18 protein-coding genes and 2 pseudogenes are annotated in these 21282 nt (G+C 62.2%); 10 read left to right on the top strand and 10 right to left on the bottom strand.

The window, feature by feature from the left end:
- Positions 1–193 precede the first annotated feature (193 nt).
- From JQ632_RS36060 to JQ632_RS36025, 8 genes and pseudogenes are all read right to left on the bottom strand, one after another.
- Positions 194–1198, bottom strand: a complete 1005-nt coding sequence (locus JQ632_RS36060; protein WP_212407468.1) for a DUF1236 domain-containing protein — start codon at positions 1196–1198, stop codon at positions 194–196.
- A gap of 415 nt (positions 1199–1613) precedes the next feature.
- Positions 1614–2168, bottom strand: coding sequence for a DUF4142 domain-containing protein (locus JQ632_RS36055; protein WP_212407467.1), 555 nt, complete (start codon positions 2166–2168; stop codon positions 1614–1616).
- A gap of 252 nt (positions 2169–2420) precedes the next feature.
- Positions 2421–3146 carry a DUF72 domain-containing protein gene (locus tag JQ632_RS36050; protein WP_212407466.1) on the bottom strand — a complete coding sequence of 242 codons (726 nt, stop codon included), beginning with the start codon at positions 3144–3146 and terminating at the stop codon, positions 2421–2423.
- A gap of 318 nt (positions 3147–3464) precedes the next feature.
- Positions 3465–4481, bottom strand: a complete 1017-nt coding sequence (locus JQ632_RS36045) for an ATP-dependent DNA ligase (RefSeq protein ID WP_212407475.1) — start codon at positions 4479–4481, stop codon at positions 3465–3467.
- Positions 4482–4933: 452 nt separating this feature from the next.
- Complete coding sequence (locus JQ632_RS36040) at positions 4934–5911, bottom strand: MFS transporter (protein ID WP_249152781.1); 978 nt, start codon at positions 5909–5911, stop codon at positions 4934–4936.
- 599 nt (positions 5912–6510) lie between these two features.
- Positions 6511–8717 (bottom strand): annotated as a pseudogene (locus JQ632_RS36035) (xanthine dehydrogenase family protein molybdopterin-binding subunit).
- Between the two features lie 7 nt (positions 8718–8724).
- Entirely contained in the window at positions 8725–9741 is a 1017-nt protein-coding gene (locus JQ632_RS36030) for a xanthine dehydrogenase family protein subunit M (RefSeq protein WP_212407465.1), read from the bottom strand.
- Positions 9738–10229: a (2Fe-2S)-binding protein gene (locus tag JQ632_RS36025; RefSeq protein WP_212407464.1), complete on the bottom strand. Its 492-nt coding sequence runs from the start codon at positions 10227–10229 to the stop codon at positions 9738–9740. Before JQ632_RS36025 ends, JQ632_RS36030 begins: the two co-directional genes overlap by 4 nt.
- A 199-nt stretch (positions 10230–10428) precedes the next feature.
- Between JQ632_RS36025 and JQ632_RS36020 the strand changes: the two genes are divergently transcribed.
- From JQ632_RS36020 to JQ632_RS36010, 3 genes are all read left to right on the top strand, one after another.
- Positions 10429–11037 carry a cysteine hydrolase family protein gene (locus tag JQ632_RS36020; protein ID WP_212407463.1) on the top strand — a complete coding sequence of 203 codons (609 nt, stop codon included), beginning with the start codon at positions 10429–10431 and terminating at the stop codon, positions 11035–11037.
- Positions 11038–11077: 40 nt separating this feature from the next.
- Positions 11078–11203, top strand: a complete 126-nt coding sequence (locus JQ632_RS40180) for a hypothetical protein (protein ID WP_283817767.1) — start codon at positions 11078–11080, stop codon at positions 11201–11203.
- A gap of 110 nt (positions 11204–11313) precedes the next feature.
- The gene (locus tag JQ632_RS36010; protein WP_212407473.1) at positions 11314–12267 is read left to right on the top strand and encodes a cation diffusion facilitator family transporter; all 954 of its coding nucleotides are present in this window, start codon (positions 11314–11316) and stop codon (positions 12265–12267) included.
- 337 nt (positions 12268–12604) lie between these two features.
- Here the strand turns inward: JQ632_RS36010 and JQ632_RS36005 are convergent, their stop codons facing one another.
- Positions 12605–13054 (bottom strand): low affinity iron permease family protein, encoded by a 450-nt coding sequence (locus JQ632_RS36005; protein ID WP_212407462.1) that lies wholly within the window; start codon positions 13052–13054, stop codon positions 12605–12607.
- Between the two features lie 512 nt (positions 13055–13566).
- Between JQ632_RS36005 and JQ632_RS40175 the strand changes: the two genes are divergently transcribed.
- The 6 genes from JQ632_RS40175 (at position 13567) to JQ632_RS35975 (ending at position 19626) form a co-directional block, all read left to right on the top strand.
- Positions 13567–15225 carry a peptidoglycan-binding protein gene (locus tag JQ632_RS40175; protein WP_283817766.1) on the top strand — a complete coding sequence of 553 codons (1659 nt, stop codon included), beginning with the start codon at positions 13567–13569 and terminating at the stop codon, positions 15223–15225.
- Positions 15226–15774: 549 nt separating this feature from the next.
- On the top strand, positions 15775–17319 hold the full coding sequence (locus JQ632_RS35995) for an FAD-dependent oxidoreductase (RefSeq protein ID WP_212407460.1): 1545 nt from the start codon (positions 15775–15777) through the stop codon (positions 17317–17319).
- Positions 17320–17581: 262 nt separating this feature from the next.
- Positions 17582–18211: a phosphatase PAP2 family protein gene (locus JQ632_RS35990; protein WP_212407459.1), complete on the top strand. Its 630-nt coding sequence runs from the start codon at positions 17582–17584 to the stop codon at positions 18209–18211.
- Complete coding sequence (locus JQ632_RS35985) at positions 18198–18803, top strand: cupin (RefSeq protein ID WP_212407458.1); 606 nt, start codon at positions 18198–18200, stop codon at positions 18801–18803. The genes JQ632_RS35990 and JQ632_RS35985 overlap by 14 nt, the downstream gene beginning before the upstream one ends.
- A complete protein-coding gene (locus JQ632_RS35980) occupies positions 18800–19147 on the top strand; it encodes a DUF3147 family protein (RefSeq protein ID WP_212407457.1) in 348 nt (115 codons plus the stop codon). The genes JQ632_RS35985 and JQ632_RS35980 overlap by 4 nt, the downstream gene beginning before the upstream one ends.
- Positions 19144–19626 (top strand): DUF3147 family protein, encoded by a 483-nt coding sequence (locus JQ632_RS35975; RefSeq protein ID WP_212407456.1) that lies wholly within the window; start codon positions 19144–19146, stop codon positions 19624–19626. The genes JQ632_RS35980 and JQ632_RS35975 overlap by 4 nt, the downstream gene beginning before the upstream one ends.
- An 18-nt stretch (positions 19627–19644) precedes the next feature.
- Here the strand turns inward: JQ632_RS35975 and JQ632_RS35970 are convergent, their stop codons facing one another.
- Positions 19645–20160: a ferritin-like domain-containing protein gene (locus JQ632_RS35970; RefSeq protein ID WP_212407455.1), complete on the bottom strand. Its 516-nt coding sequence runs from the start codon at positions 20158–20160 to the stop codon at positions 19645–19647.
- Positions 20161–20501: 341 nt separating this feature from the next.
- Here JQ632_RS35970 and JQ632_RS35965 point away from each other — a divergent pair.
- Positions 20502–21282, top strand: a pseudogene (locus JQ632_RS35965) (ROK family protein); the annotation flags it as partial.

The raw sequence follows: 21282 nt of genomic DNA, 5'->3' as shown, positions 1-21282 counted from the left end.
GTCCCGCGAGGTTGGTTTCTGTTTGGGGCCTCGAAATGAACATGCCCAACGCGGAGCCCCGGTGAGGTGCTATTGCGCAACTAGCAAGTCACAGCCACTCATCCGCGCCCTGACTGCGGGCCCGGATCTATGCGCCCCAGTCCTCTAAGCGCGAAAGCCGCTTCGCATGAGCGGCTTTCTGCCGGCTGAGGCGCTACTCGACCTCCTCAATCACCGTGCGTTCACGCGGCTCGATCATAAAGGTCCGATTGTCGCGATGGATGTAGCGATATTCTCGCAAGGCGGGCGCCTCTCGGTACACCTCGCTTGGAAACTCCTCGATCTCAACGGTCTCTGGCACGCGCTCGCCGATTCGGATCTCCGATCGCGCGGTGCTTCCGGTGGTCCGACCCTCGGCACGCGTCTTCGCATGCTTGCGGACGACCTCGCGGTCACGGTCCGAGAACTTGGAGCTGCTGCGCTCACGTGTTGTCGTTGTCGCGGTCGACTGTCCTGAATACGGCAGCACAGTCACGATCTTGTAGTTCGCGGGATCGACGACGACGATCTCGTCCTTCACGAGCGCGAAGCTGAAGCCGCGATACTGCGGTACGATCTCGATGACGTCAGGCGGCAGGGTTGCAAGCTGGATATCGCGGGGCACAACCGTTCCGACCGACAATGAGAAATTGACATTGGTGACCGGCCGGACGTTGAGCCGCGAGATCGACTGGCTGATCCGGGTTTCCTGCTGCTTGTTGATATTGACGTCAGTTCGCGCCGCGGTCTGCGACGAGCCGCCACTCGGCGGAGCCTGCTGGGCCTGCTCGGTGACGGGTGCATTGGGCGCCTGCTGAGATTGGTTCGTTCCAACCGCACCCGGCGCCTGCTGAGCCTGATTGGTGTTTGCCGGCGGATTGGTGCTCTGCTGCGACGCGGGCGGGTTGGTCGTCTGCTGTGCCGACGAGCTCGTGCCAGTGCCCGCGGATGGCTGTGCGCCGGTGTTCGTCTGGGCCGATGTGCCCGAGGACGGCTGCTGCTGTGCCTGAGGCGCCGACTGTACCGTGCCCGGCGATGCTGGGTTCGGCTGTGCCGTTGGATTGGTCTGCGTTTGCGTCGGCTGGTCAGCAGCCGGATTACGCGGGTTTGGGGGCGACTGCGCGAACGCGGCGTTCGCGATCACCACTCCCAAAGCGGTGGTTGCCAGAAGACGGATCATTGCTCACTCTCCCTCTCGAATGTTTCCTTTTTCTGCTCCAGTTGGGCTAACCTGCGTTAGAATGCACGGTTCCATCTTTCCCGAGGAACGATGCCTTTCCTTTCGCCGCGGTAGGATTTCGCGGGAATTCCGATAGCCGGGCCATGGCTGCAAATGCTGCTTGAACGACGGTCTCGGGCACCGTCCCTTGGGTCGATGAGTTTCTGATCTGCCATCTGCTCGATTCCCCGTGCTGTTGCGGAAGCCACAGAAGCTGCCGCAAGAGTCGGCTCCGAGGCATGCACGACGTGCCTGCGCGATGGTTGCGATCTGCTGTTCATCTCGTTTCGGCCCAACAACTCGCAGAGCGAAGAGCCGCGTCCGCTGAAGATGCCGGCAGGCTTGCCGGCATCCTTTCGTCAGATCGGGCAGGGCCCTACTTACTGGACTGGCCGACGCTCGGCGCCTTGCCAAGCTCCTGCGCCATTTCGAGGTGGTGCTTGAGCGCTGGCAGCGTCTTCCCGGCCCAATCCTTCAGCTCGGAATTATCGCCACCCTTGGCGTAGCGCTCGAACAGAGATACCGCGTCCTTGTGCGCACTGACCTGATAGGAGTCGAAATTCGAGCTGAAATCCTTACCTGACTGGTCCTTGAGCTTGTCGAGCTTACTTTGGTGCGTACTGTCGACCGCCATCGGTAGATCGGCCTTGACTTTGCCGCCGTCGACCATGGCTTTCAGGTCGTTGCGGGTCTTGGTGTGGTCAGTCACCATCTGCTGGGCAAAGGATTTTTCCTGTGCGGTGCCCTTCTGCTCGGCGAGCTTGCTCGATTCCAGCTCGAACATGTCGCTGATAGCGACTTCCTTAACGAAGTCGGCGGTGGTGGGCGCGACGCCGAGTGCCGAATTGATACCGGTCTTTTCGCCGACCGATTGGGCCAGCGCGGGGCTTGCAAGGAGAATGCAGCCAACAGCAATGACTAAGCGTTTCATGATCCTGGTTCCTCCGATCTCGGCCGCACATTTTTTGGTTTTGCACGGTCGAACCAATTTTCTCACCAACCGGAGCCAAAGGTGTTCGTTCCAACACCCGACGGACGCGTCGGAACGACTGAAGGTGGAAAGGCTCCGACATCAACGGCAAGGTTAACCTGGGTTGAGCTGGTTATGGTGATTGCACGATCGGCCGCAGTTAGGCGGTAATGAAGGAGAAGGCAGGTGCGTGGGGCGTTGCCCGCGGTGGGCTCATTGTAGAAGCTGCTTAAGCCTCAACGCGTCGATCGGAGCTGCGCTCTTCTGGTCGTTGTCAAAATAAATATGAACGTCACAGCCCTGACGGTTCCACGATTTGATGCGCCTTGCCCATTCCGCCAGCGTGACAGGTGAATAATGCCCGTGATAGCGGCCGCTGGGTCCATGGCCGCGCACGTAGACGAAATCCGCGGTGCGTTTCCATGGCGCAGGTGCATCATGGTGGTCTGACAGACAAAGCGAGATGTTCTCGTCCGAGAGCATCCTCAAGATGCGTGGCTGATACCAGCTCTGATGGCGAAATTCGAAGCTGTAACGCCGCTTATCGGAGAGCAGCTTGAAAAAGGAAGCAAGCCGATCGGCATTGGCTTCAAACTGCGGCGGGAGTTGAAACAGGATCGGACCACCTTTGTCGCCCAAGAGCGAGATTCGCTCCTCGAGCAATTTCAGACTGTTCACGGATCGATCGGACAGCCGTTTCCAGTGCGTGATGAATTTTGAGGCCTTCCAGGCGAACACGAAATCCTTGCCCGTCTGCTCCCGCCAGCTCTTCACGGTCTCACGCGTGGGCGTCCGGTAGAACACGCCGTTGAGCTCTGTGGTCTCGAACTGGCTTGTGTAATATTGCAGTTGATGCTTGAGCAACAAGCCTTTTGGGAAGAATGGCCCCCGCCAGGAATCGTAGTGCCATCCCGATGTGCCGATCAAAACACGTGCCATTTCTCATCACAGCCCAATAGGCGTCCTTCTTGCCGCCGCGCGCCTGCAGAGCTGAGACCGTAGATACCGCCGGCGTGAATGTCTCAGTCGCGCCGGGTTCGGTCGGACCGCGGTTTCAACTGATTCCTTGCTCCTAGTGTTTCGGATCATAGGCGCTGGATAGTCAGGGAAGAGGCCAGGCATCGGCGGCAAGTTGTAACGTAACGGTTGACTACTCTCGAAGAGCGCGAGGACGCGTGTGGTCACTAGAAACCGAGACAGCGATCAGCACGTCGAGAGGGAGCGCGAGGGCAGCCAAGCTATCCGGTGTAGACGTTCCTACGCTGGAGCACGAAGCAATGCCGCAGGCAGAACCGATTTCTGTTCGAGTTGGTCCATAGTGCATTGGCGCGGCTTTTTATCAGGACGCCACCGGATGATCGTGGTGCCATGACGAAATCGTCCGGCGGTGAAGTGGTCATAGGACACTTCAACAACGAATTTCGGCTCCACCGACTGCCATTCCGCCGATCGTTTGGTCGACCACCGGCTGGGGCCGCCTGGAGCGTTTCCGGTGAAGCTGCGGTCGCTCATGATGGCCTCAAGCTGATCAGTCAACGCCGCCTTCGCTGCAGACTTGAGCCCGGACGTGAACCCGACATGGTTCAATAGGCCCTTTTCATCATAGAGCCCCAACAAGAGAGAGCCTACGACTTTGCGCCCGGCAGTACGCCTCTCTCCGTAGCGAAAACCCCCAATCACGCAGTCCGCGGAGCGGATGCGTTTGATCTTTTGCATGCCTTCGCGATTGCCGGTCTGGTAGGGAAGATCAATGCGTTTGGCGATGACACCATCGCTACCACCACCGGCCGAAGCGAGCCACCGTTCGGCATCGGTATGATTTCGACTTGCCGGAGAGAGGACAAAGACCTCGCTGCATTTGAAATGCCGTTTGGCGAACCGTTCCAGCGCAGGGCGCCGTTTCGTGAGCGGGAGCCCCGCAATGTTATCTGTCCCGCAGCCAAGAAGATCAAACGCGAGAAAGATGGCCGGCGTTTCCGTGGCAAGCCGTTTGACACGGCTTGCCGCTGGGTGGATGCGCTGCAGCAGATCATCGAACGAAAAGCGCTTGCCGATTGGAATGACCAACTCGCCGTCCAACGCAAATTGTGTTTCGGCAAGGTTCAGGGCCGCGACTGCCACTTCCGGAAAGTAACGAGCAAGCTCTCGTCCCGATTTGGACTGCATTCGAAGGCGCGATCCGCTTCGGATCAAAAGGCAGCGAAAGCCGTCCCACTTCGGCTCATATTGCCACTCGGCCCCCCTCGGCAGGCGATCAACCGACCGAGCCTCCATGGTGAGCATCAACGCCTTCCTTAAGCACACTTGAACGTGGAGTAACCGGAACGGCGGCTTTCCGTTCCAAGAAAGTGAAGGATGCTCTTGCAAGAGATCCCCTCGCTCGCTTCCGAGCGTGACCTCACGAAGACCAACTAGCCGTACCAAGCGCGTCGTCGTAGACGACCGAGCTTTCCGGTCATGGCCAAAGCGGATGTCGCGGTCGAATGTTCCATCGTCCGCAACACTGCGCCAGCTCCGGTGGAATTAGCCCGCGCTTTGACTTTGGGGGCCGACGAGAACGTCTTCTGATCCTTGCGGCGGTTGGCTGGCTTGCTGTCGCGCGGCCGCATACATTTTCCAATGTGCCGGATTCTGGAGGATCCGGTAGGGCCGCTTCGTCAAGAAGGACGGCGAGGTGACTGCAGTACGGTAAATACCAGCGCGAAGCGACCGCCACTGACCCGCGCTCATCGCGAGCCCTCCTGCCGCCCCGCCAGGACAAAGACCGGGACCGAGGCAAGTTGAACGACGATCAAAAATGCGATCAGCGCGGCCCGCGAGTTTTCGTACAGCAGACCCGCCACGATGCTGCCGACAAGCCAGCCTACGCCGTAGCCCGCATAGTACAGTCCGAATGCGAAATTGCGCTTTCCCTCCGGCAGCACTTCAGCGACGATCGCCTTGAGCAGCGTGTCTTGGGTCGCGTAGCCAACGCCCCAGAGCAGCATGCCGAACAGCACAAGCCAGAAACCGCCGAGAAACACGAAGGGCGAGAACGCCGCCGAAACGCTCACTGCGGCGATCACGACCGGAAGCCCGATGCGATCGTAGGCCTTTCCGAAGGCCAGATTCGCCAGCACGCTGAAACCGGTCGAGATCGCGAGCATCGCCGGGATCCACTGCTCGGAAGTGATTTTCGCCTTGGTCAGATGATAGGAGATCAGTTCGAAGCTCATCAGCCCAGCGGCGAACAAGGCGCCGGCCAGCATGTACAGCCAATAGGCCTTGCCAAAGTCCTTGGCCGGCGCCGTATCGCCCTGCTCGAGGCGCGACGGCAATGGGAAGCTCACCCGGGCGACCACCAACGCGACGAGCGCCATCACGGCCGAGATCGTCAGGAAGGCGAACCCGGTCCGGAAGTCCCCCTTTAGCAGGAGCACCAGCGCGATGATGAGCGGACCTAGGGTCGCACCGATCTCGTCGAGCGCGGTGTTCAGAGCGTACACCCAACCCTTACCGAGTTCGCCCGTCGTGTAGGAGAGCATCGCCTCGACCGTGGGCTTGCGCAGCGCTCGCCCTATCCGCTCGGCGAGGACAAGTGCGGCCGCGACCTGCCAGCTTCCAGCGAGCGCCATGGCCGGCACCGCGAAGAGGTTGATGACGTAGCCGATGAACGTGATTAGCCAGTAGCGCCCAGTCCGGTCCGCCGCGTAGCCGGCGGGCAAACGCAGAGCGTAGCCGAGAAAACTCGCCGAGCCCCGCCGTGATGCTGACGATGGCGGCGCTGGCGCCCAACGTCGCCATGAACGGTCCGTTGATGCTGGCGCCGCCTTCGTAGGTGATGTCGCCGAACAGGTTGACGACGCCCGTGGTCATCACGAAGAGGAATGCCGGCGAGTTAAGCTGCCTACCTTTCGGGATTGCGTCATCCGCTATTCTCCGCTTGCTCATGGAGGCACGGGTTCTGCAGTTACCGCGGCGTAATTTGGTTCAGGTCGTGAATACCCATTTTGCTGTTCCAGTTGGGCTACGCGGGCTGCCATCTTCTCGAAGCCGTCCTCTCCAAACAGTTCGTGTTTTTCTTCTCAAAGTCCTCGACCATGGATCGTATTCGCACGACTAGGCCACGTCCCTCAGCTACGGGAAGTGATCAGTGTCCTCGCGGGCTGCGCGCGGCCGGGACCGCACAATGAAGGATTGTATCGAGCCGACGATCTGCTTGCGGTGGTCGTTGGCTACCGTGGTGGCCGACCTTCGTCATCTGCCCCCGCTACTTCTTGGATACGCGACATAAGCCTCGATGCGGGAACGCTGATCTCGCGCATCAGGCGAGGAGCTTGTCGAGCGTGATCGGGAAGCGGCGGATGCGCTTTCCGGTGGCGTGATAGACGGCGTTCGCAATTGCTGCGGGGACGCCGACGATGCCGATCTCGCCGAGGCCCTTGACACCCAGCCTGTTGATGCGGTCGTCGCGCTCTTCGACGAAGATCACATCGATGTCGTGAATGTCGGCATTCACGGGGATGTGGTACTCGGCGATATTGGCGTTCATGATCCGACCGAAACGGTGATCCATCACCGTCTCCTCGTGCAGGGCCATTCCGATGCCCCAGACCACGCCGCCCATGATCTGGCTGCGGCCGGTTTTGGTGTTCAGGATCCGCCCGGCCGCGACCGCGCTCACGACTCGCGTGACACGGACGACGCCGAGCTGCTCGTCGACTTTGACCTCGGCGAACACAGCCGAATGCGTATTGCGCGCGTGCGACTTGTCCTCCGCGAACTGGTTGAGTTTCTGCTTCTCGATCCGCTCGAGCTTGCCGTAGCGCATCGCATCCGCGATGGAGACGGCATCGTTCCTCTCGCCGTTGCTGGCGATCGTGCCGTTGACAAGGGTGACATCGGCCGCATCGACGCCGGCGAGGGGCGAAGAGGGCATCGTACTGGCGAGGCGCGCGAGGTCCTGGCGAATGTCCTCGGCCGCTCCCAGCACCGCATGCGCGCTCGATGCAGCCATCCAGGAACCGCCCTCGACGGGAGCTTGCGGCAGGGTCGAGTCGGCGAGCTTGACGCTAATGTTCTCGATCGGCAGCCCGAGTGCATCGGCCGCCACCTGCGCCACGATGGTGTAGGTGCCGGTGCCGATGTCGGACGCCGCGCAGGAGACCTCGGCATGGCCATTGGCGGTCAGCACGATGCGGACCGCGACCGGCATCTGCAGCGCCTCCCACACGCCTGTCGCCATGCCCCAGCCGACCAGCTCGTTGCCGTCGCGCATCGCGCGGGCTGCGGGATTGCGCCTGCTCCAGCCAAAGGCCTCCGCGCCGCGGGCGTAGCATTCGCGCAGCTGCTTGCTGGTGTAGGGCAGATCTTCGCTCTGGTCGCGATCCGAGTAGCACTTCAGCCGCAGTTCGATCGGATCGAGCTTCAGCGCGACGGCCAGCTCATCCATGGCGCATTCGAGCGCGCAGACGCCCGAAGCCGCGCCGGGCGCGCGCATATCGCAGGGCGTGGAGACGTCGAGGCGGACGAGCTTGTGGGAATAGCGGCTGTTCGGGCTCTTGTAGAGCTGTTCCGCCCAGCCGCTGTCGTTGCGCGAAAAGTCCTCGTAGCGCGAGGTGATGGCCGTGGCCTCATGCGTGACCGCGTCGAGCGTGCCGTCGGGCTTGGCGCCGAGCCCGACGCGCTCGATCGTCGCCGGCCGGTGACCGAGCCCGTACATCTGCTGCCGCGTCAGCACGACGCGCACGGAGCGCTTCAGAGCGAGCGCGCCAAGCATTGCCAGCACTACCTGATATTGCGGCCGCAAGCCGGAGCCGAAGGCGCCGCCGACATAGGGCGAGAGCACGCGGATGTCATCCGGCTTCTTGCCGAACACGCTGCACAGGAATTTGTGGACGTTCTGGACGCCTTGTGTCTTGTCGTAGACGGTGAGCCTGCCATTGCCGTTCCAGACGACCGTGGTTGCATAGAGCTCCATAGGATTGTGATGCTCGGTCGGAATGAAGTAGTCCGCCTCGTGCCGAACGGCTGCGCGTGCAAGTGCGCCTGCGGCGTCGCCGCGCGGCTCGTGCGGCTTTTTCACCTCAGTTGCCTTGTTGCGCCCGGCTTCGAGATCGGTCGCAAACGCGTGCTCCTCCTGATATTCGACACGCACCAGCGTTGCGGCGAATTTGGCGATTTCCCAGTCTTCCGCCACGACCAGCGCGATCGGCTGGCCGTTGAACTTGATGCTGTCGTCATAGAGCGGACGGAACGGCGAGCCTTCGTCCGGCGCCACTTCGTCCTTCCAGGCCTCGTCCTTGTCGGCGACCGGCGGGCGATGCGTATGCGTGAGCACGTCGAGCACGCCCGTCACCTTCAGCGCCTCGCTGGTGTCGAGACGGGCAATGCGCCCGCGTGGAATGGTGGCCGCGACGACGACGCCGTGGACGAGCCCGTCGGCCGTGAATTCGCCGGCATATTGGCGGCCCCGGTGACCTTGGCCCGGCCGTCGACGCGAGACGTTGGTGTTCCGACATAGGCGGTCATCGGTCCCTCACGCGATCTTCTTGTGAGTCTGCGATTGCGGCGTGGCGCTCGCGGCCTGCATCAGCGTCCGCACGATGGCGCGGCGCGCGAGTTCGACCTTGAAGCCGTTATGCGCATAGGCTCTTGCGCCCTGCAGCAGGAGATCCGCAGCGTGCGAGAAGTGCTCTATTGTTGCGGCCTGGCCGCGCAACGCCGTTTCGGCCTCAAGGCTGCGCCAGGGCTTGTGGGCGACGCCGCCGAGCGCCACGCGCGCCTCTCTGATCGCGTTGCCATCGAGTTCGAGCGCGGCAGCGACCGAGACCAGCGCAAATGCATAAGACAGACGGTCGCGGATTTTCAGATAGCTGTAGTTATGGGCAAAGCCGCGTGGCGGCAGTTCGATCGCCGTGATGATTTCGCCGGCACCGAGATTGGTATCGACGTGAGGCGTGTCGCCAGGGAGCCGATGGAAATCGGTCAGCGCCATCGTGTGCTCGCCGGATGGGCCTGCGATGTGCACGAGCGCGCCAAGCGCGGCCAGCGCCACGCTCATGTCGGATGGATTGGTCGCAATGCAGGAGGCGCTGGTGCCGAGGATCGCATGGTTGCGGTTGAGGCCCTCGATCGCGGAACAGCCGCTGCCGGGATGTCGCTTGTTGCAGGGCGTGGCGGTGTCATAGAAATAGGCGCAACGCGTTCGTTGCATCAGGTTGCCGCCGACGGACGCCATGTTGCGCAATTGCGCCGAGGCGCCGGCCAGGATGGCGCTGGCGAGCAGCGGATAGCGCTGCTCGATCAGCGGATCGTAGGCGAGATCCGAGTTCGGCACCAAGGCGCCGACGCGCAGCCCTCCGTCGGCGGTCTCCTCGATCTTGCGGAGCGGCAGGCGCGAGATGTCAATCAGCCGGGATGGCTCTTCGACATTCTCCTTCATCAGGTCGATCAAATTGGTGCCGCCGGCGATGAGCTTGGCGCCGGGATGGGCAGTGAGCAGGAGGATCGCATCGGCGACGTCGCTGGCGCGTGAATACTGGAAATTGATCATGGCCGCCCCATTACCTGCTGGATGGCGGCGACGATGTGCGGATAGGCGCCGCAGCGGCACAGATTTCCGCTCATCAGCTCCCTGATCTCGTCAGCATCCCTGGCGCGGCCTTCGGCGAGCAAACCGACCGCCGAACAAATCTGTCCCGGCGTGCAATAGCCGCACTGGAAGGCGTCGTGGTCGATGAAGGCCTGTTGCAGGGGATGCAGCGCGCCATCCCTGGCAAGACCTTCGACGGTCGTGATCTCCGCGCCGTCCATCATGACCGCGAGCGTCAGGCAGGAATTGACCCGTCGGCCATCGACCAGCACGGTGCAGGCGCCGCATTGACCGTGGTCGCAACCCTTTTTGGTGCCGATCAGCTCAAGATGGTCACGCAATGCGTCCAGCAGCGTGGTCCATGGCATCAGGTCCAGCGTGCGCCTAACGCCATTGACGACGAGGTTGGTTGGGATGCGATTGGGAATTTGATTTGCGGCATCGGCCATGTCGTTTTTCCTGCGGTGGAGGCCGAGCCGAGAAGTCAAGCCGGTTGGCGCGAGAGCGCGCCAGTCTCCGCTGGCGATTAGCGCCCAACGGTCGGCCAATCGCTTGGTTCCATGCGGCTGCTCGGAAATGGAACCTGAGCCCTAACAATCTCATTGGAATCCCGGATGAGGCGAGTGGTGCATTCGACGGCGGAGGACGATGAGGGACAGCGAATCGGAAATCCCCGATATCCGGGATGCGGTTCACCTCTGCATCGACATGCAGAACATCTTCGCCGCTGGCGGCCTCTGGGAAACGCCCTGGATGGACCGGGTTTTACCTGCGATCACGGACATAGCGTCACGATACACGGTTCGAACGGTGTTCTCGCGCTTCATCACGCCCGAGGAGCCGGAGGATCGCCCTGGACAATGGCAGAGCTACTTCCGGCACTGGAGGGAAGCGACGCGCAACCGGATTCCGCCGTTCGGCCTCGAACTCGTGCCGGCTCTGGCCCGGTTCGTCCCTCCGGCGCTCGTGATCGACAAGCCAGCCTATTCGGCGTTCAGCAATCCCGGTTTGGCAGATCTACTTGTCGGAAAGAGGATCGGCACGGTCGTAGTTACCGGAGCCGAGACGGATGTCTGCGTGTTGTCAACGGTCTTGAGCGCTGTCGATCTCGGCTTCAGGGTTGTGATCGTGGAGGACGCCTTGTGCAGTTCCTCCGATGTTGGCCACGATGCGCTCATGACGATGTACCGCACCCGCTTCCATGGCCAGGTGGATCTAGTAACCGCCGAGGAACTCGAGGAGTTTTGGCGCGAATAGCGATCGCGTCACACCCTTGCGGGCGCCCGCGGGAGACAGCATGCCGGAACCGGACATTCGCAAGGGGATGCCGCCGGTTAAGCTGTCGCGCGAGGAGTTCAAGTTCATCGATCCTGCCTTCACGCCGCTCAAGCGCGAACTCGATGCGATCGTCGCTGCGGCCTAGGATGCCTACAGCCATTCGCGCAAGGCGCCGGTGCGCGGAAGGCAGGCGCAGGCTTTGCCGATCCTGATTCGGCCTCGCGGTGAAGGCATCAGAATGAGGCCGCGGTGAACATGGCGGCAGAAGGATCGTCGAAGACCATCGTCTATGCCGCGCTTGTCGGCAACATCCTCGTCGCCACCACGAAGATCGGCGCTGCCTTCTGGACGGGCAGCTCGGCGATGATGAGCGAGGCCGTACACTCGGTGGTCGATACCACAAATGACGTGCTGCTACTCTACGGCTACCATCGTGCGAGCCGTCCGCCCGATGAGTCCCCTCCGCTCGGCTATGGGCGCGAGCTGTATTTCTGGAGCTTTATCGTTGCGCTCCTCATCTTCGCGCTTGGCTCCGGCGTCTCGCTTTATCAGGGCGTCCTCCACGTCACCGCGCCCGAGCCGATCCAGGATCCCATCGTCAGCTTCGTCGTGCTCGGGCTGTCGTTCGTGTTCGAGGGCGTCTCGTGGCTTTTCGCCCTGCGCCGCTTCCGGTCGGAGAGTGCGCGGTTCGGATGGTACGAGGCCTTCGTGCGCAGCAAGGATCCTCTCGCCTTCATGGTTCTGCTCGAGGACAGCGCGGCGCTGGTCGGCATCGTGATTGCGGCTGCAGCCACCGCGGCGGCGGTATTGCTGGCCCGGCCGGTCTGGGATGGCGTTGGTTCGATCCTAATCGGCATTCTGCTGGGGATCGTGTCCGTCGGGCTCGCAAGGGAGAGCAAGAGCCTGCTGATCGGCGAGCCGGCTCATTCGGAGCTTTCACGATCCGTCCTCGACATCGCGCGACGGTCACCCGGCGTGCTCCAGGCCAACGGGCTTTTGACGGTGCAACTATCGCCGGCCGAGGTCGTCGCGGCGCTGAGCGTCGAGTTTGCGGACGACAAGCGCGCCGACGGCATCGAGCAGTGCGTAATCTCGATCGAGACCGAAATCCGCAAACAACATCCGAGCGTCGCAGCTTTATTCATCAAGCCGCAGACGAACGCGCGGTATTACGCCGCTCGTGCGAGGCGCTGGAGGGTGGGATCCTAGAACACTTCCAGGGAGACGGAGAGGCGAGGCGCGGAAGAGGGCACGATCCAACCGAGGCCAGGAACCTAACGCGTCGCCCTGCTCGTTGGACGTAGGGGCCAGTACCCAGAAAAAGTTGGAAGGATCGCATACGACGCAAAACCGGAGACATGACCCGCTGCATCGAGCTGTACATGAGCTGCTACCAGGCTTGCCTTGGCACCGCGATGAACCATTGCCTCGTTTCCGGCGGCAAGCATGTGCGTCGCGGTGGGCGGCGACAAGGTTAAAGATAGGCCGAACAAGCGGCGTCCAAGGAACAGCCGCTCCACAAGCCGACGACGAGGTGAACCGCGCACTAATCCGTCGCACCTCGGTGCGCCTTACGTGCTCTCTCAGTTCTCCGCTCGACCTGTCTGTTCGCGGCGACAGCCTTCGCGCGTTCTTCGCAGCGCTTGCGCAGATCCTCGAGTTCGTCCGCGGTTAAATGCTCGATTCCGACGAAGGAATTCTGGACGGCGCCTGTTCGGATCAGTTCATCCAGCTTCACTTGGATGGCTGCGCTGTCCCGGTTCTGAGAGTTCTGGATCAGGAAGACCATCAGAAACGTCACGATGGTCGTTCCAGTATTGATGACCAGCTGCCAAGTATCGGAGAACCGAAACAGAGGCCCTGTAACAGCCCAGATGACAATCACCGTGCAGGCCAAAATAAAGGCCGATGCACGGCCGGCCGCTTGCGATGCCCTGTTTGCAATCGATGCGAAAAGTCGGCGAGGTCGCTCGCTTTCCTGATGGCGCTGCTGCATTCAGTCCTCCTATATCTGGAACGACTGGCCGAAAGCATCGCTGGAGCGATGGGCGTCCCGCGGCGCCGCTAAGGTTGGTCAACGCCTCCGCTGTCCTGCCGGCAGCGTTTGAGCCAGCGTTCGATCTTCTTGACCGATGCCTTTCATCGGGCGGTCTTCACCGCTTCTTCGCGAACTTCGTGCGCCTTCTTCGCTTTCCCCGGCCAACGCGGCGGAATTCATCAAAGTTCCTGCCGATTCGATAGGTATCGACGGTGATGAGAGGCTCTCGTGAGATTGCGCCCCACATGGCGTCTGGAGGTGGCAGTGCAGTCGCGTCAATCTCCCGCCCTTAGCTGCGGTCAAGGTTCCATTTGATGCTGCAGTCAGGAACGTTCCTAACACCGTCTTGTTTTCCCAACAGACCGGAAAGTCGGATGAGCGCTTCACGCGCGTCTTAGCACATGACGGACTTCAAGGTTTGAGTCCGAAAGTGCCGGTCGAAAAACTGGGAGAAAGCGGAGGAGGTGCAGATGAACATGAGAAAGAGCAGGTTCCTGCTGTCCACAGCAGTGCTGCTCGCCGGCGTCAGCTTGGCGGCGGCGCAAGGCATGCGAGAAGGTAGCGGCGGCGGCGGAATGGGTGCCGGCAGCGGCGCCGCGGAGCACGACAAGTCCGGAGGCGGCAAGTCCGAAGGCGGAATGTCGCAAGGCCCGGGCGGTGCATCCCGCGGTGAAGGCATGACACAGGGCCGGGCCGCGGAGCCACGCGGAGGCGGCCGGGCGGAAAGCCCTGCGGCCGGTCAGTCACGCACCGAGCGTAGCGAAGGTATGAGGGAGGGTGGTCGCGCTGCTGAGAGAGGCCAGATCGGTAAGGATCAGCAGGGTCAAAAGGACCAAACCGCCGGCCAACGCCGTGGTGATCGCGACCAACCTCGTCAATCCGAGCAAAAGGCGCAAGACAAGGATCAATCCTACGGCAAGCAAAACAATCAGAGCATCGGACAGGGGCGTGGCGAGCGCGACCAGTCCGAGCAAAAGACGCCTCAGGGCCAGAAGGACCAGAGCACGACGACCGGCGCCAACACCAGGCCGAGCAATGCCCCTGCCCCAGGTCAGGCCGCGCCGGGTCAGACGACGCAGGGTCAGAGCACGCAGCAGAACCAGGGCGCAACGACCGGCACCCAGGCCACTGCGCCGGCGCAAAACCAGACTACGACGACCCAGAGTACGACGACCCAGAGCATGTCGGGCCGCGTATCGCTGAATGCGCAGCAGCAGACAACGCTACAGCAGTCGGTACTCAGCTCGCGCAACGTGGCGCGGGTTAACGCCAGCTCGATCAACTTCCAGATCAATACGGGCGTGGTGGTGCCGAGAAACATCAATGTGGTGTCCGTCTCGGCCTTCCCGGCGCTGATCGACGTGTTCCCGGACTTCCGCGACGACAGCTTCTTCGTCGTCGACGACGAGATCGTGGTCCTCGATCGCAGCCGCCGGATTGTGGATGTTGTTCCGGCAGGGCCGCGGACGCGGTTCAGCCGCGCCGGCAGTATGGGCGGTGGCGGTGTCAGCGGCGGCAGCGTCGCTGCGCTCAATCTGAGCCCCGACGAGATTCGTGTTGTGCAGCAGGTGCTGATCGAGCGAGGATTGCTGACCGGTGAAGCGGATGGCGTGCTCGGTACGCGGACGCGCGAGGCGTTGATCACCTTCCAGCGGCAACAAGGCATCCAGGCCAGCGGCTCGATCGATACCCGCACGGTCTCGGCGCTCGGCGTATCCAACAAGATCAGTGCCACCCAGAGCCAGACCACGACTGGTCAGGGACAGGCGAGCCAGCAGCAGCCGGCGCAACAGGGCACGACCGATCAGAACACCGGTCAGGCCAATGCTCCGGCGCAGCAGAACCAACCGACAACTGGCCAAGTGCAGCAGAACCAGCCCGCGACAACCGGGCAGGCTCAGCAGAACCAACCGGCAACGACCGGACAGGCCCAGCAGAACCAGCCGGCAACGACCGGACAGGGCGGGACGCAACAGCCTTCCGGTCAGACGACCGGACAAGCGGCGCCCCCGGCCCAAGGCAACAATCCGCCGGCCGCCAACCAGAGTATGCCGTCTGGGCAGCCAAACCAGAGCAATCCTCCGGCATCGAGCCAGCCGGCCGATAATCCTCAGGGCAAGAAGTATTGAGGATGTGATGCTGAGCCCCGCTTCGGCGGGGCTCTTCTTGTGCCGCGGTGTCGTGGAGCGTTGCAAATCCAGGCCGGTCAATCGCGTCCCTACGGTCCACCGCGGCCGCGGCCGAAGCTGTCCGTGAAGGTGGCGAGAAGGCCATTCGAGTGATAGCTGGCGTTCGACCGTCACGACTTCCTGAAGGACTCACGGGCTTTGGGATTGCGTTATCTCGAGCTGCTTCCCGACAACGAATATTGAGGTTCATGAGGGCTTCGTATGCCAGTTGGCGACCGCCAGCGCCAAGCCGGATTGGACGCTGCTCGCGACTCTGATCTCTGCTCGGCTCAGAAAAACCGGAACCGGGCGTGCCCCCCTCTTATGTGCGCATCCAGCTGCCGGCCTCGGAAGCGAGCAAAGGCATCATTCTCCTTTCCGCATTGCTAAGCCTGCCACTACGACAGTCCATTTGAGCCTCGTCGGCACATATGGGCTCGAACGCGGAGGCCTCCGTTCAAAGGAACGGTTGCGCTTTGCCCTTCGTTTGTAGTCCGGAGGACAAACGCCATGAACGTGCTGGATGAGGATACCAAATCGCTTTGGATGGAGACATTCATCCCGGCGGCTTCGCACTTTTCGGGTCAGGAGCGCGCCGACGTCGGCGTGGTCGGCGCGGGCATCGCCGGTCTGTCGGTGGCCTATGAACTCGCCGCTCGCGGGCGCTCGGTCATCGTGCTCGACCGCGGCAGGATCGGCGGCGGAATGACGGCGCGCACCACCGCGCATTTGGCGACGGCCCTGGACGACGACTACAAGGAGTTGATCAGGGTCCGCGGTGAGGATTGCGCGCGGCTATATTACCAAAGCGTCGCCGCCGCGATCGACCGCGCGCAGGCGATTCAGTCTGCCGAGGGAATTGACTGCGATTTCCGCCGCGTCGACGGCTATTTGGTGTTGGCGCCGGAGACGCTGCCATCGCATCTTGATGAGGAATTCGAAAGCTGCAGGGGACTGGGCATCCCCGTCGAGCTTTGCAGCGATACGACACCGATCCATGACGGCGGTCTTGCGCGCTCACTTCGTTTTCCCCGACAAGCGCGCTTTCATCCGACCAAGTACCTTGCCGGATTGGCGCGCGCGCTGCATCGCCGCGGCGCCAGGCTTTACGGTGACACCTGCGTCGAGACGATCGAGCACGGCCGCGGAGAAATCGTTCTGAAGACGTCAGGCGGCGAGGTGCGGGTCACGGACGTCGTCGTTGCGACGAACTCGCCCGTCAGTCTGCGCGTCGCGATCCATACCAAACAGGCGCCCTATCGCACCTACGTGATTGCGGCCAAAGTCCCGGCCGGCTCGCTGCTCGATGCACTGTATTGGGACACGCTCGATCCCTATCACTATGTCCGCCTGCAGCCGGCTTCGGCGGATGAGGACATCGTGATTGTCGGCGGTGAGGACCACAAGTCCGGCGAGGCCGACGATGGTCAGGCGCGATTTGCCGCGCTCGAACAGTGGACGCGCGCGCGATTGCCGATGATCGGCGAGATCACCCATCGTTGGTCGGGTCAGGTGCTCGAACCCATGGACTTCACCGGCTTCGTCGGACGCAGCCCGGACGAAGAGCATGTCTTCCTCGTCAGCGGCGATTCCGGGCAGGGCATCACCAATGGCCTGATGGCAGGGCTCCTGATTGCGGATCTGATTACGGTCGGCGGCAATAGCTGGGAGGCCGTCTATTTGCCGGAGCGCAAGATCTTCAAGAACATCACCACCTTCATCAGTGAGAACATCACGCCGCTGAAGAACTTTGCGGAATATCTCGGCGCCGATGCGCTTGCCTCGGTGGAGCGGCTTCGCCTAGGAGAGGGCCGGCTGGTTCGCAGCGGATTGAAGAAGATTGCCGCCTGCCGCGATCGCCAGGGCGAGTTGCACCTGCTGTCTGCATGCTGCACCCATCTTGGTTGCGTCGTGCATTGGAATTCGCTGGAGCAGTGCTGGGATTGTCCCTGCCACGGGTCTCAATTCGCGCCGGACGGCACTGCGCTCAATGGGCCCGCCGTATCTCCGCTCGCGCCGGCGGAAATTCCGCCAAGTGCCCAGGCCGCGGAATAGCGACAGGTGACAGTCGCGGAGGAATAGGCCTGCCACATCGTCTGCTTCGGCGGCTTCCCGTTCACGCGGCATGACATCGGCTCGCGTCCGACGGATCCTCGAGGGAGTTCGATGTGATCTACCCCGCAATGGGTAGCAAGGTTCGTTCCGAGCATTCGCTTGCGTTGGGCGCGGATCATACGGCGGAAGGCTGATTGTCGATGACAAGCAGCAGAGCACGATCAGAGGTCTTTATGGATTGGTGAAGTCGATCGCATGAGCCATGTTCAAAATTGCTAGAGTTTCAGCAAGTCGCCTCAGAGGCCCAAGCTTTCCGGTCAGCGTCCGGCCGACCAAGGCGGATGTCGTGGCCGCACGCTTCATCGCCCGCAACACTGCGCCGGCTCCGGAGATGGTAGCCCGCGCCCTGACTTGGGGTGCCGACGAGAAGGTCCTGCTGGTCCTGGCGGCGGCTGGTTGGCTTGCGTCGCGCGGGCGGGGCGAGCCGCTGCGGCGCGCCGGCAACCATGCTCTGCTGGTCACGGTCGCGGCGTCGCTACTGCCCCATGGTTTGAAGCTTCTGTTCAACCAGACCCGACCGGACCGCAGGACAGTGATCGGGCACATCCACGGCGCCCCATTTTCCGGGAAACGTGAGGACGCCTTTCCCTCCGGCCACGCGCTGCACATGGGAGCCTTGGCATCCGCGGCCGGCGCATTGCCCGCCGGCCCTCGTCGGGCGATCCGCGCCGTTGCGGTCGGCATCTCGCTGACGCGCTTAGTCGTCCTGGCGCACTGGGCGAGCGATGTCGTCGCAGGTTTCGCGCTCGGAGCATTCCTCGAGCGTGTGCTGCGGTTGTGGACCGGCTTTCCGTTCGAAGTCCCAAAGGAGAAAGATCATGCCGATACTTGAGGACCTGAAGGAATACGCGGAACGCGCCACCGGCCTCCGGCGCCCCGGCAAACGGAACGCCCCAGATCTCGCGCAAGCGCGAAAGCCGCACACTGTCCGCTTCAAGAACGACGGTCTCGTCCCCAATCATCCGCGATGGCCATTGGTCATCTATCGCGGCGCCGTCGATCTCGATGAGCGCCACGACCCGGCGGCCGTGATCGAGGACCTTTTCGAAGCGAACGGATGGGGAGACACCTGGCGCAACGGCATCTACGACTACGTTCACTATCACTCCCAGATCCATGAGGTGCTCGGCATTGCGCGCGGAAAGGGGCGCGTTCGTTTCGGCGGTAAGAAGGGCAGGATCTTCACGTTGAAGGCCGGCGACATCGCTATTCTGCCCGCCGGCACGGGGCACCAGTGCCTGGGGGCAGACGACGATTTCCTCGTCATCGGCGCCTACCCACCGGCGGGGACGTACGACGAATGCACGACGGTCGAGGACCGTCCACGCGCGCTCAAGACCATTGCGAAGGTGCCGCCGCCGCGCAGGGATCCGGTCTACGGGACCGGCGGGCCGCTCTCGAAAATCTGGAGGAAAGCGAAATGACAGAGTACGTCATCCGCTTCCTCGTCGGGGGCGCTGTCGTATCGGCCTTCGCGATGCTTGGAGATCTTCTACGTCCCAAGAGCTTCGCCGGTCTCTTCGCGGCCGCCCCCTCCGTCGCGCTGGCCACGCTCGGAATCGCAGTGTACCAGCACGGCGCCCGCTACGCCACTTTGCAAACTCAGGCGATGATTGCCGGAGCGATCGCGCTCGCCGTTTATAGCGTCGTTGTCTGCCAGATCCTAGTTCGCGCGAGGATGCGAGCATTGCCCGCCACTGTGCTATCTCTTGTCGTCTGGCTGATCGTGGCCTTTGGCGCCCTGACGCTTGCCGGGGGGCAGACATGACGCCGATCAGCCTTTCGCCGTCATCTCTCAAGGAAGGCCGCTGGTACGAATATCTGATCCGCTTCGCGCTCGGCGGCGCCGCGACCGTCTTCGCCGGCCTCGTCAGCAGCCGCTATGGAGCCTCTATCGGCGGGCTTTTCCTCGCCCTTCCGGCGATCTTCTGCGCCAGCGCCACGCTCATCGAGAAGCATGAAATCCGCCGCAAGCGTGAGGCGGGCCTCGCCGGCGAGCGCCGCGGGCAAATGGCGGCCGCGGTCGAATCCGCCGGCGCCGCGCTCGGCGCGCTCGGCATGCTGGCCTTTGCGATCGTATTTTCGTTGGCTGCGGAAACGAGCGTCGCAGCCGCCTTCTTGGGTGCCTCGCTTGCGTGGTTGGTCATTTCGGTGGTGGCGTGGTACTCGCGGCGCAAGATGCGGTCGGCGCGGAGAGTGCGGATCGAACAAAAAGGCAGCGGCTCTGCAATTCAGCGTAGCCGCTAAGATCGAGCGACGCTGCCATCAAGCCGCGCTCGAAGCCTTCCTGTTCACACCCTTGCGCAGCGCAACCGTATTGAGTTTGGTGTTCGCGGCCTTCTCCTCGTTGAGGTTCGTGGTGAGAAAGCGCACGATGTCGTCGTGACCGAGCTCCTCGGCCCAGGCTATGAGCGTGCCATAGCGGCAGATTTCATAGTGCTCGACGGCCTGTGCGGCCGCGACGAGGGCGGCATCGAGTACGGCCTTGTCCTCGATCTCGCCGGCAATTTCATCGGCCTCCTTGATGATTCCGTCGATCGCTGGACAGTGCGTGCCGCCAGGCTCCTTGCCGAGCTTTTCGAACACGTTCTGAAGCCGCTCGACCTGCTTGTTGGTCTCTTCGAGATGGCCTTTCAGCCCCGCGACGAGGTCTCGGTTGGTCGCCTTTTCGATCATCTTTGGTAGTGATTTGATGATTTGCTGCTCAGCGTAGTACATGTCCTGTAGACCGTGCATCAGCAGGTCTTCCATCGATTTTATGTCCTTCGTGAACATTCCCATGTTTGAATCTCCTCTCCCAACGATGGCAATGGAACGCGGCTGACCGGCTGCCGTTCCTGTCCCTGCAGGCATTCGGAAAATCGAAATGAACGGCAAGAACATCTCGTCAGCCTGCTGGCACAGACGCGGTGGACTTGCGGGGCGATATGCCGCGGGCAATCCAGGCGATGCCGTTCAAGACCGCGATGAAGGGGCACTGCAGCGAGCGTCAGGAAATTACTCGTCTGCTTCTCGACGGTCTGCCGAAGCGTGCACCGGCGAGATCGGTCTGACCAGGCGAGGAACGGGATAACCCTAAGCGTCGTTCCGCACGCTTGCCTGCGGCTTGTTCAAGGTTCACGATGATTGACGAAACGATCACGACCACCGGCATTGCCGCTCACGGCGCCTCCCGCCTCCCGTCAGTGGAGGTCGACAGCTTCAATATTGAGCTGAAGGATGACGACGGATTTCTTGGGGATCGCGCTAGCAAGGCCGCCTTTCGGGAAACTCTCGAAAAGTGGCGGAAGCCACTGCGCAAGTCCGGCGAAGACCCGTTCGGCAAGGAGCTTTCCGAAGACATCAGCAAGAAGGAACTCGACGCCATCCTGGTCGGGGATGATACCGACGCCTGGGCGGTCGTGCAGAGCGCTATCGAGGACTTCGCGCAGGAACTCGCCCATATGACGCGGCGCTTCCTCAAGACCAAGGCCTGGGAGAAGACCGAGCGCGTCGTGGTCGGTGGCGGCTTCAGCAATAGTCGGCTCGGCGAACTCGCCATTGCGCGCGCCGAAATCATCCTGAAGGCCGAGAACTTCAAGATCGAGATGCTGCCGATCCATCGCCACCCCGATGACGCAGGCCTTATCGGCGCGCTTCATCTCGCTCCTTCCTGGATCTTCGAGGCTCACGACTCCATCCTTGCGGTCAACATCGGAGGCACGAACATCCGCTGTGGCGTCGTGGAAACACGTCGCAAAAAGGCACCGGATCTCACCAGGGCGTGCGTGTGGAAGTCCGAGCTGTGGCGTCATGCCGACGACGAGCCGAGCCGCGAGGAAGCGGTTAAGCGTCTCGTCAAGATGCTTAAGGACCTGATTACGAAGGCGGAAACGAAGGATTCAAGCTCGCGCCGTTCATCGG

Source organism: Bradyrhizobium liaoningense (assembly GCF_018130955.1).
In the GTDB taxonomy this organism is placed as follows: domain Bacteria; phylum Pseudomonadota; class Alphaproteobacteria; order Rhizobiales; family Xanthobacteraceae; genus Bradyrhizobium; species Bradyrhizobium liaoningense_C.
The sequence above is the reverse complement of the archived record's forward strand: the minus strand, read 5'-3'. Positions and strand labels throughout refer to the sequence as shown.

Coding starts and splice junctions, on each gene's coding strand:
- JQ632_RS36005 (WP_212407462.1), bottom strand. CDS start 13,054: ATGCAGCAGCGCCATCAGGAAAGCGAGCGACCTCGCCGACTTTTCGCA.
- JQ632_RS40180 (WP_283817767.1), top strand. CDS start 11,078: ATGCCGGAACCGGACATTCGCAAGGGGATGCCGCCGGTTAAGCTGTCG.
- JQ632_RS36020 (WP_212407463.1), top strand. CDS start 10,429: ATGAGGGACAGCGAATCGGAAATCCCCGATATCCGGGATGCGGTTCAC.
- JQ632_RS36050 (WP_212407466.1), bottom strand. CDS start 3,146: ATGGCACGTGTTTTGATCGGCACATCGGGATGGCACTACGATTCCTGG.
- JQ632_RS36045 (WP_212407475.1), bottom strand. CDS start 4,481: ATGGAGGCTCGGTCGGTTGATCGCCTGCCGAGGGGGGCCGAGTGGCAA.
- JQ632_RS40175 (WP_283817766.1), top strand. CDS start 13,567: ATGAACATGAGAAAGAGCAGGTTCCTGCTGTCCACAGCAGTGCTGCTC.
- JQ632_RS35985 (WP_212407458.1), top strand. CDS start 18,198: ATGCCGATACTTGAGGACCTGAAGGAATACGCGGAACGCGCCACCGGC.
- JQ632_RS36025 (WP_212407464.1), bottom strand. CDS start 10,229: ATGGCCGATGCCGCAAATCAAATTCCCAATCGCATCCCAACCAACCTC.
- JQ632_RS35970 (WP_212407455.1), bottom strand. CDS start 20,160: ATGGGAATGTTCACGAAGGACATAAAATCGATGGAAGACCTGCTGATG.
- JQ632_RS36010 (WP_212407473.1), top strand. CDS start 11,314: ATGGCGGCAGAAGGATCGTCGAAGACCATCGTCTATGCCGCGCTTGTC.
- JQ632_RS35990 (WP_212407459.1), top strand. CDS start 17,582: ATGTTCAAAATTGCTAGAGTTTCAGCAAGTCGCCTCAGAGGCCCAAGC.
- JQ632_RS35995 (WP_212407460.1), top strand. CDS start 15,775: ATGAACGTGCTGGATGAGGATACCAAATCGCTTTGGATGGAGACATTC.
- JQ632_RS35975 (WP_212407456.1), top strand. CDS start 19,144: ATGACGCCGATCAGCCTTTCGCCGTCATCTCTCAAGGAAGGCCGCTGG.
- JQ632_RS36055 (WP_212407467.1), bottom strand. CDS start 2,168: ATGAAACGCTTAGTCATTGCTGTTGGCTGCATTCTCCTTGCAAGCCCC.
- JQ632_RS36030 (WP_212407465.1), bottom strand. CDS start 9,741: ATGATCAATTTCCAGTATTCACGCGCCAGCGACGTCGCCGATGCGATC.
- JQ632_RS35980 (WP_212407457.1), top strand. CDS start 18,800: ATGACAGAGTACGTCATCCGCTTCCTCGTCGGGGGCGCTGTCGTATCG.
- JQ632_RS36060 (WP_212407468.1), bottom strand. CDS start 1,198: ATGATCCGTCTTCTGGCAACCACCGCTTTGGGAGTGGTGATCGCGAAC.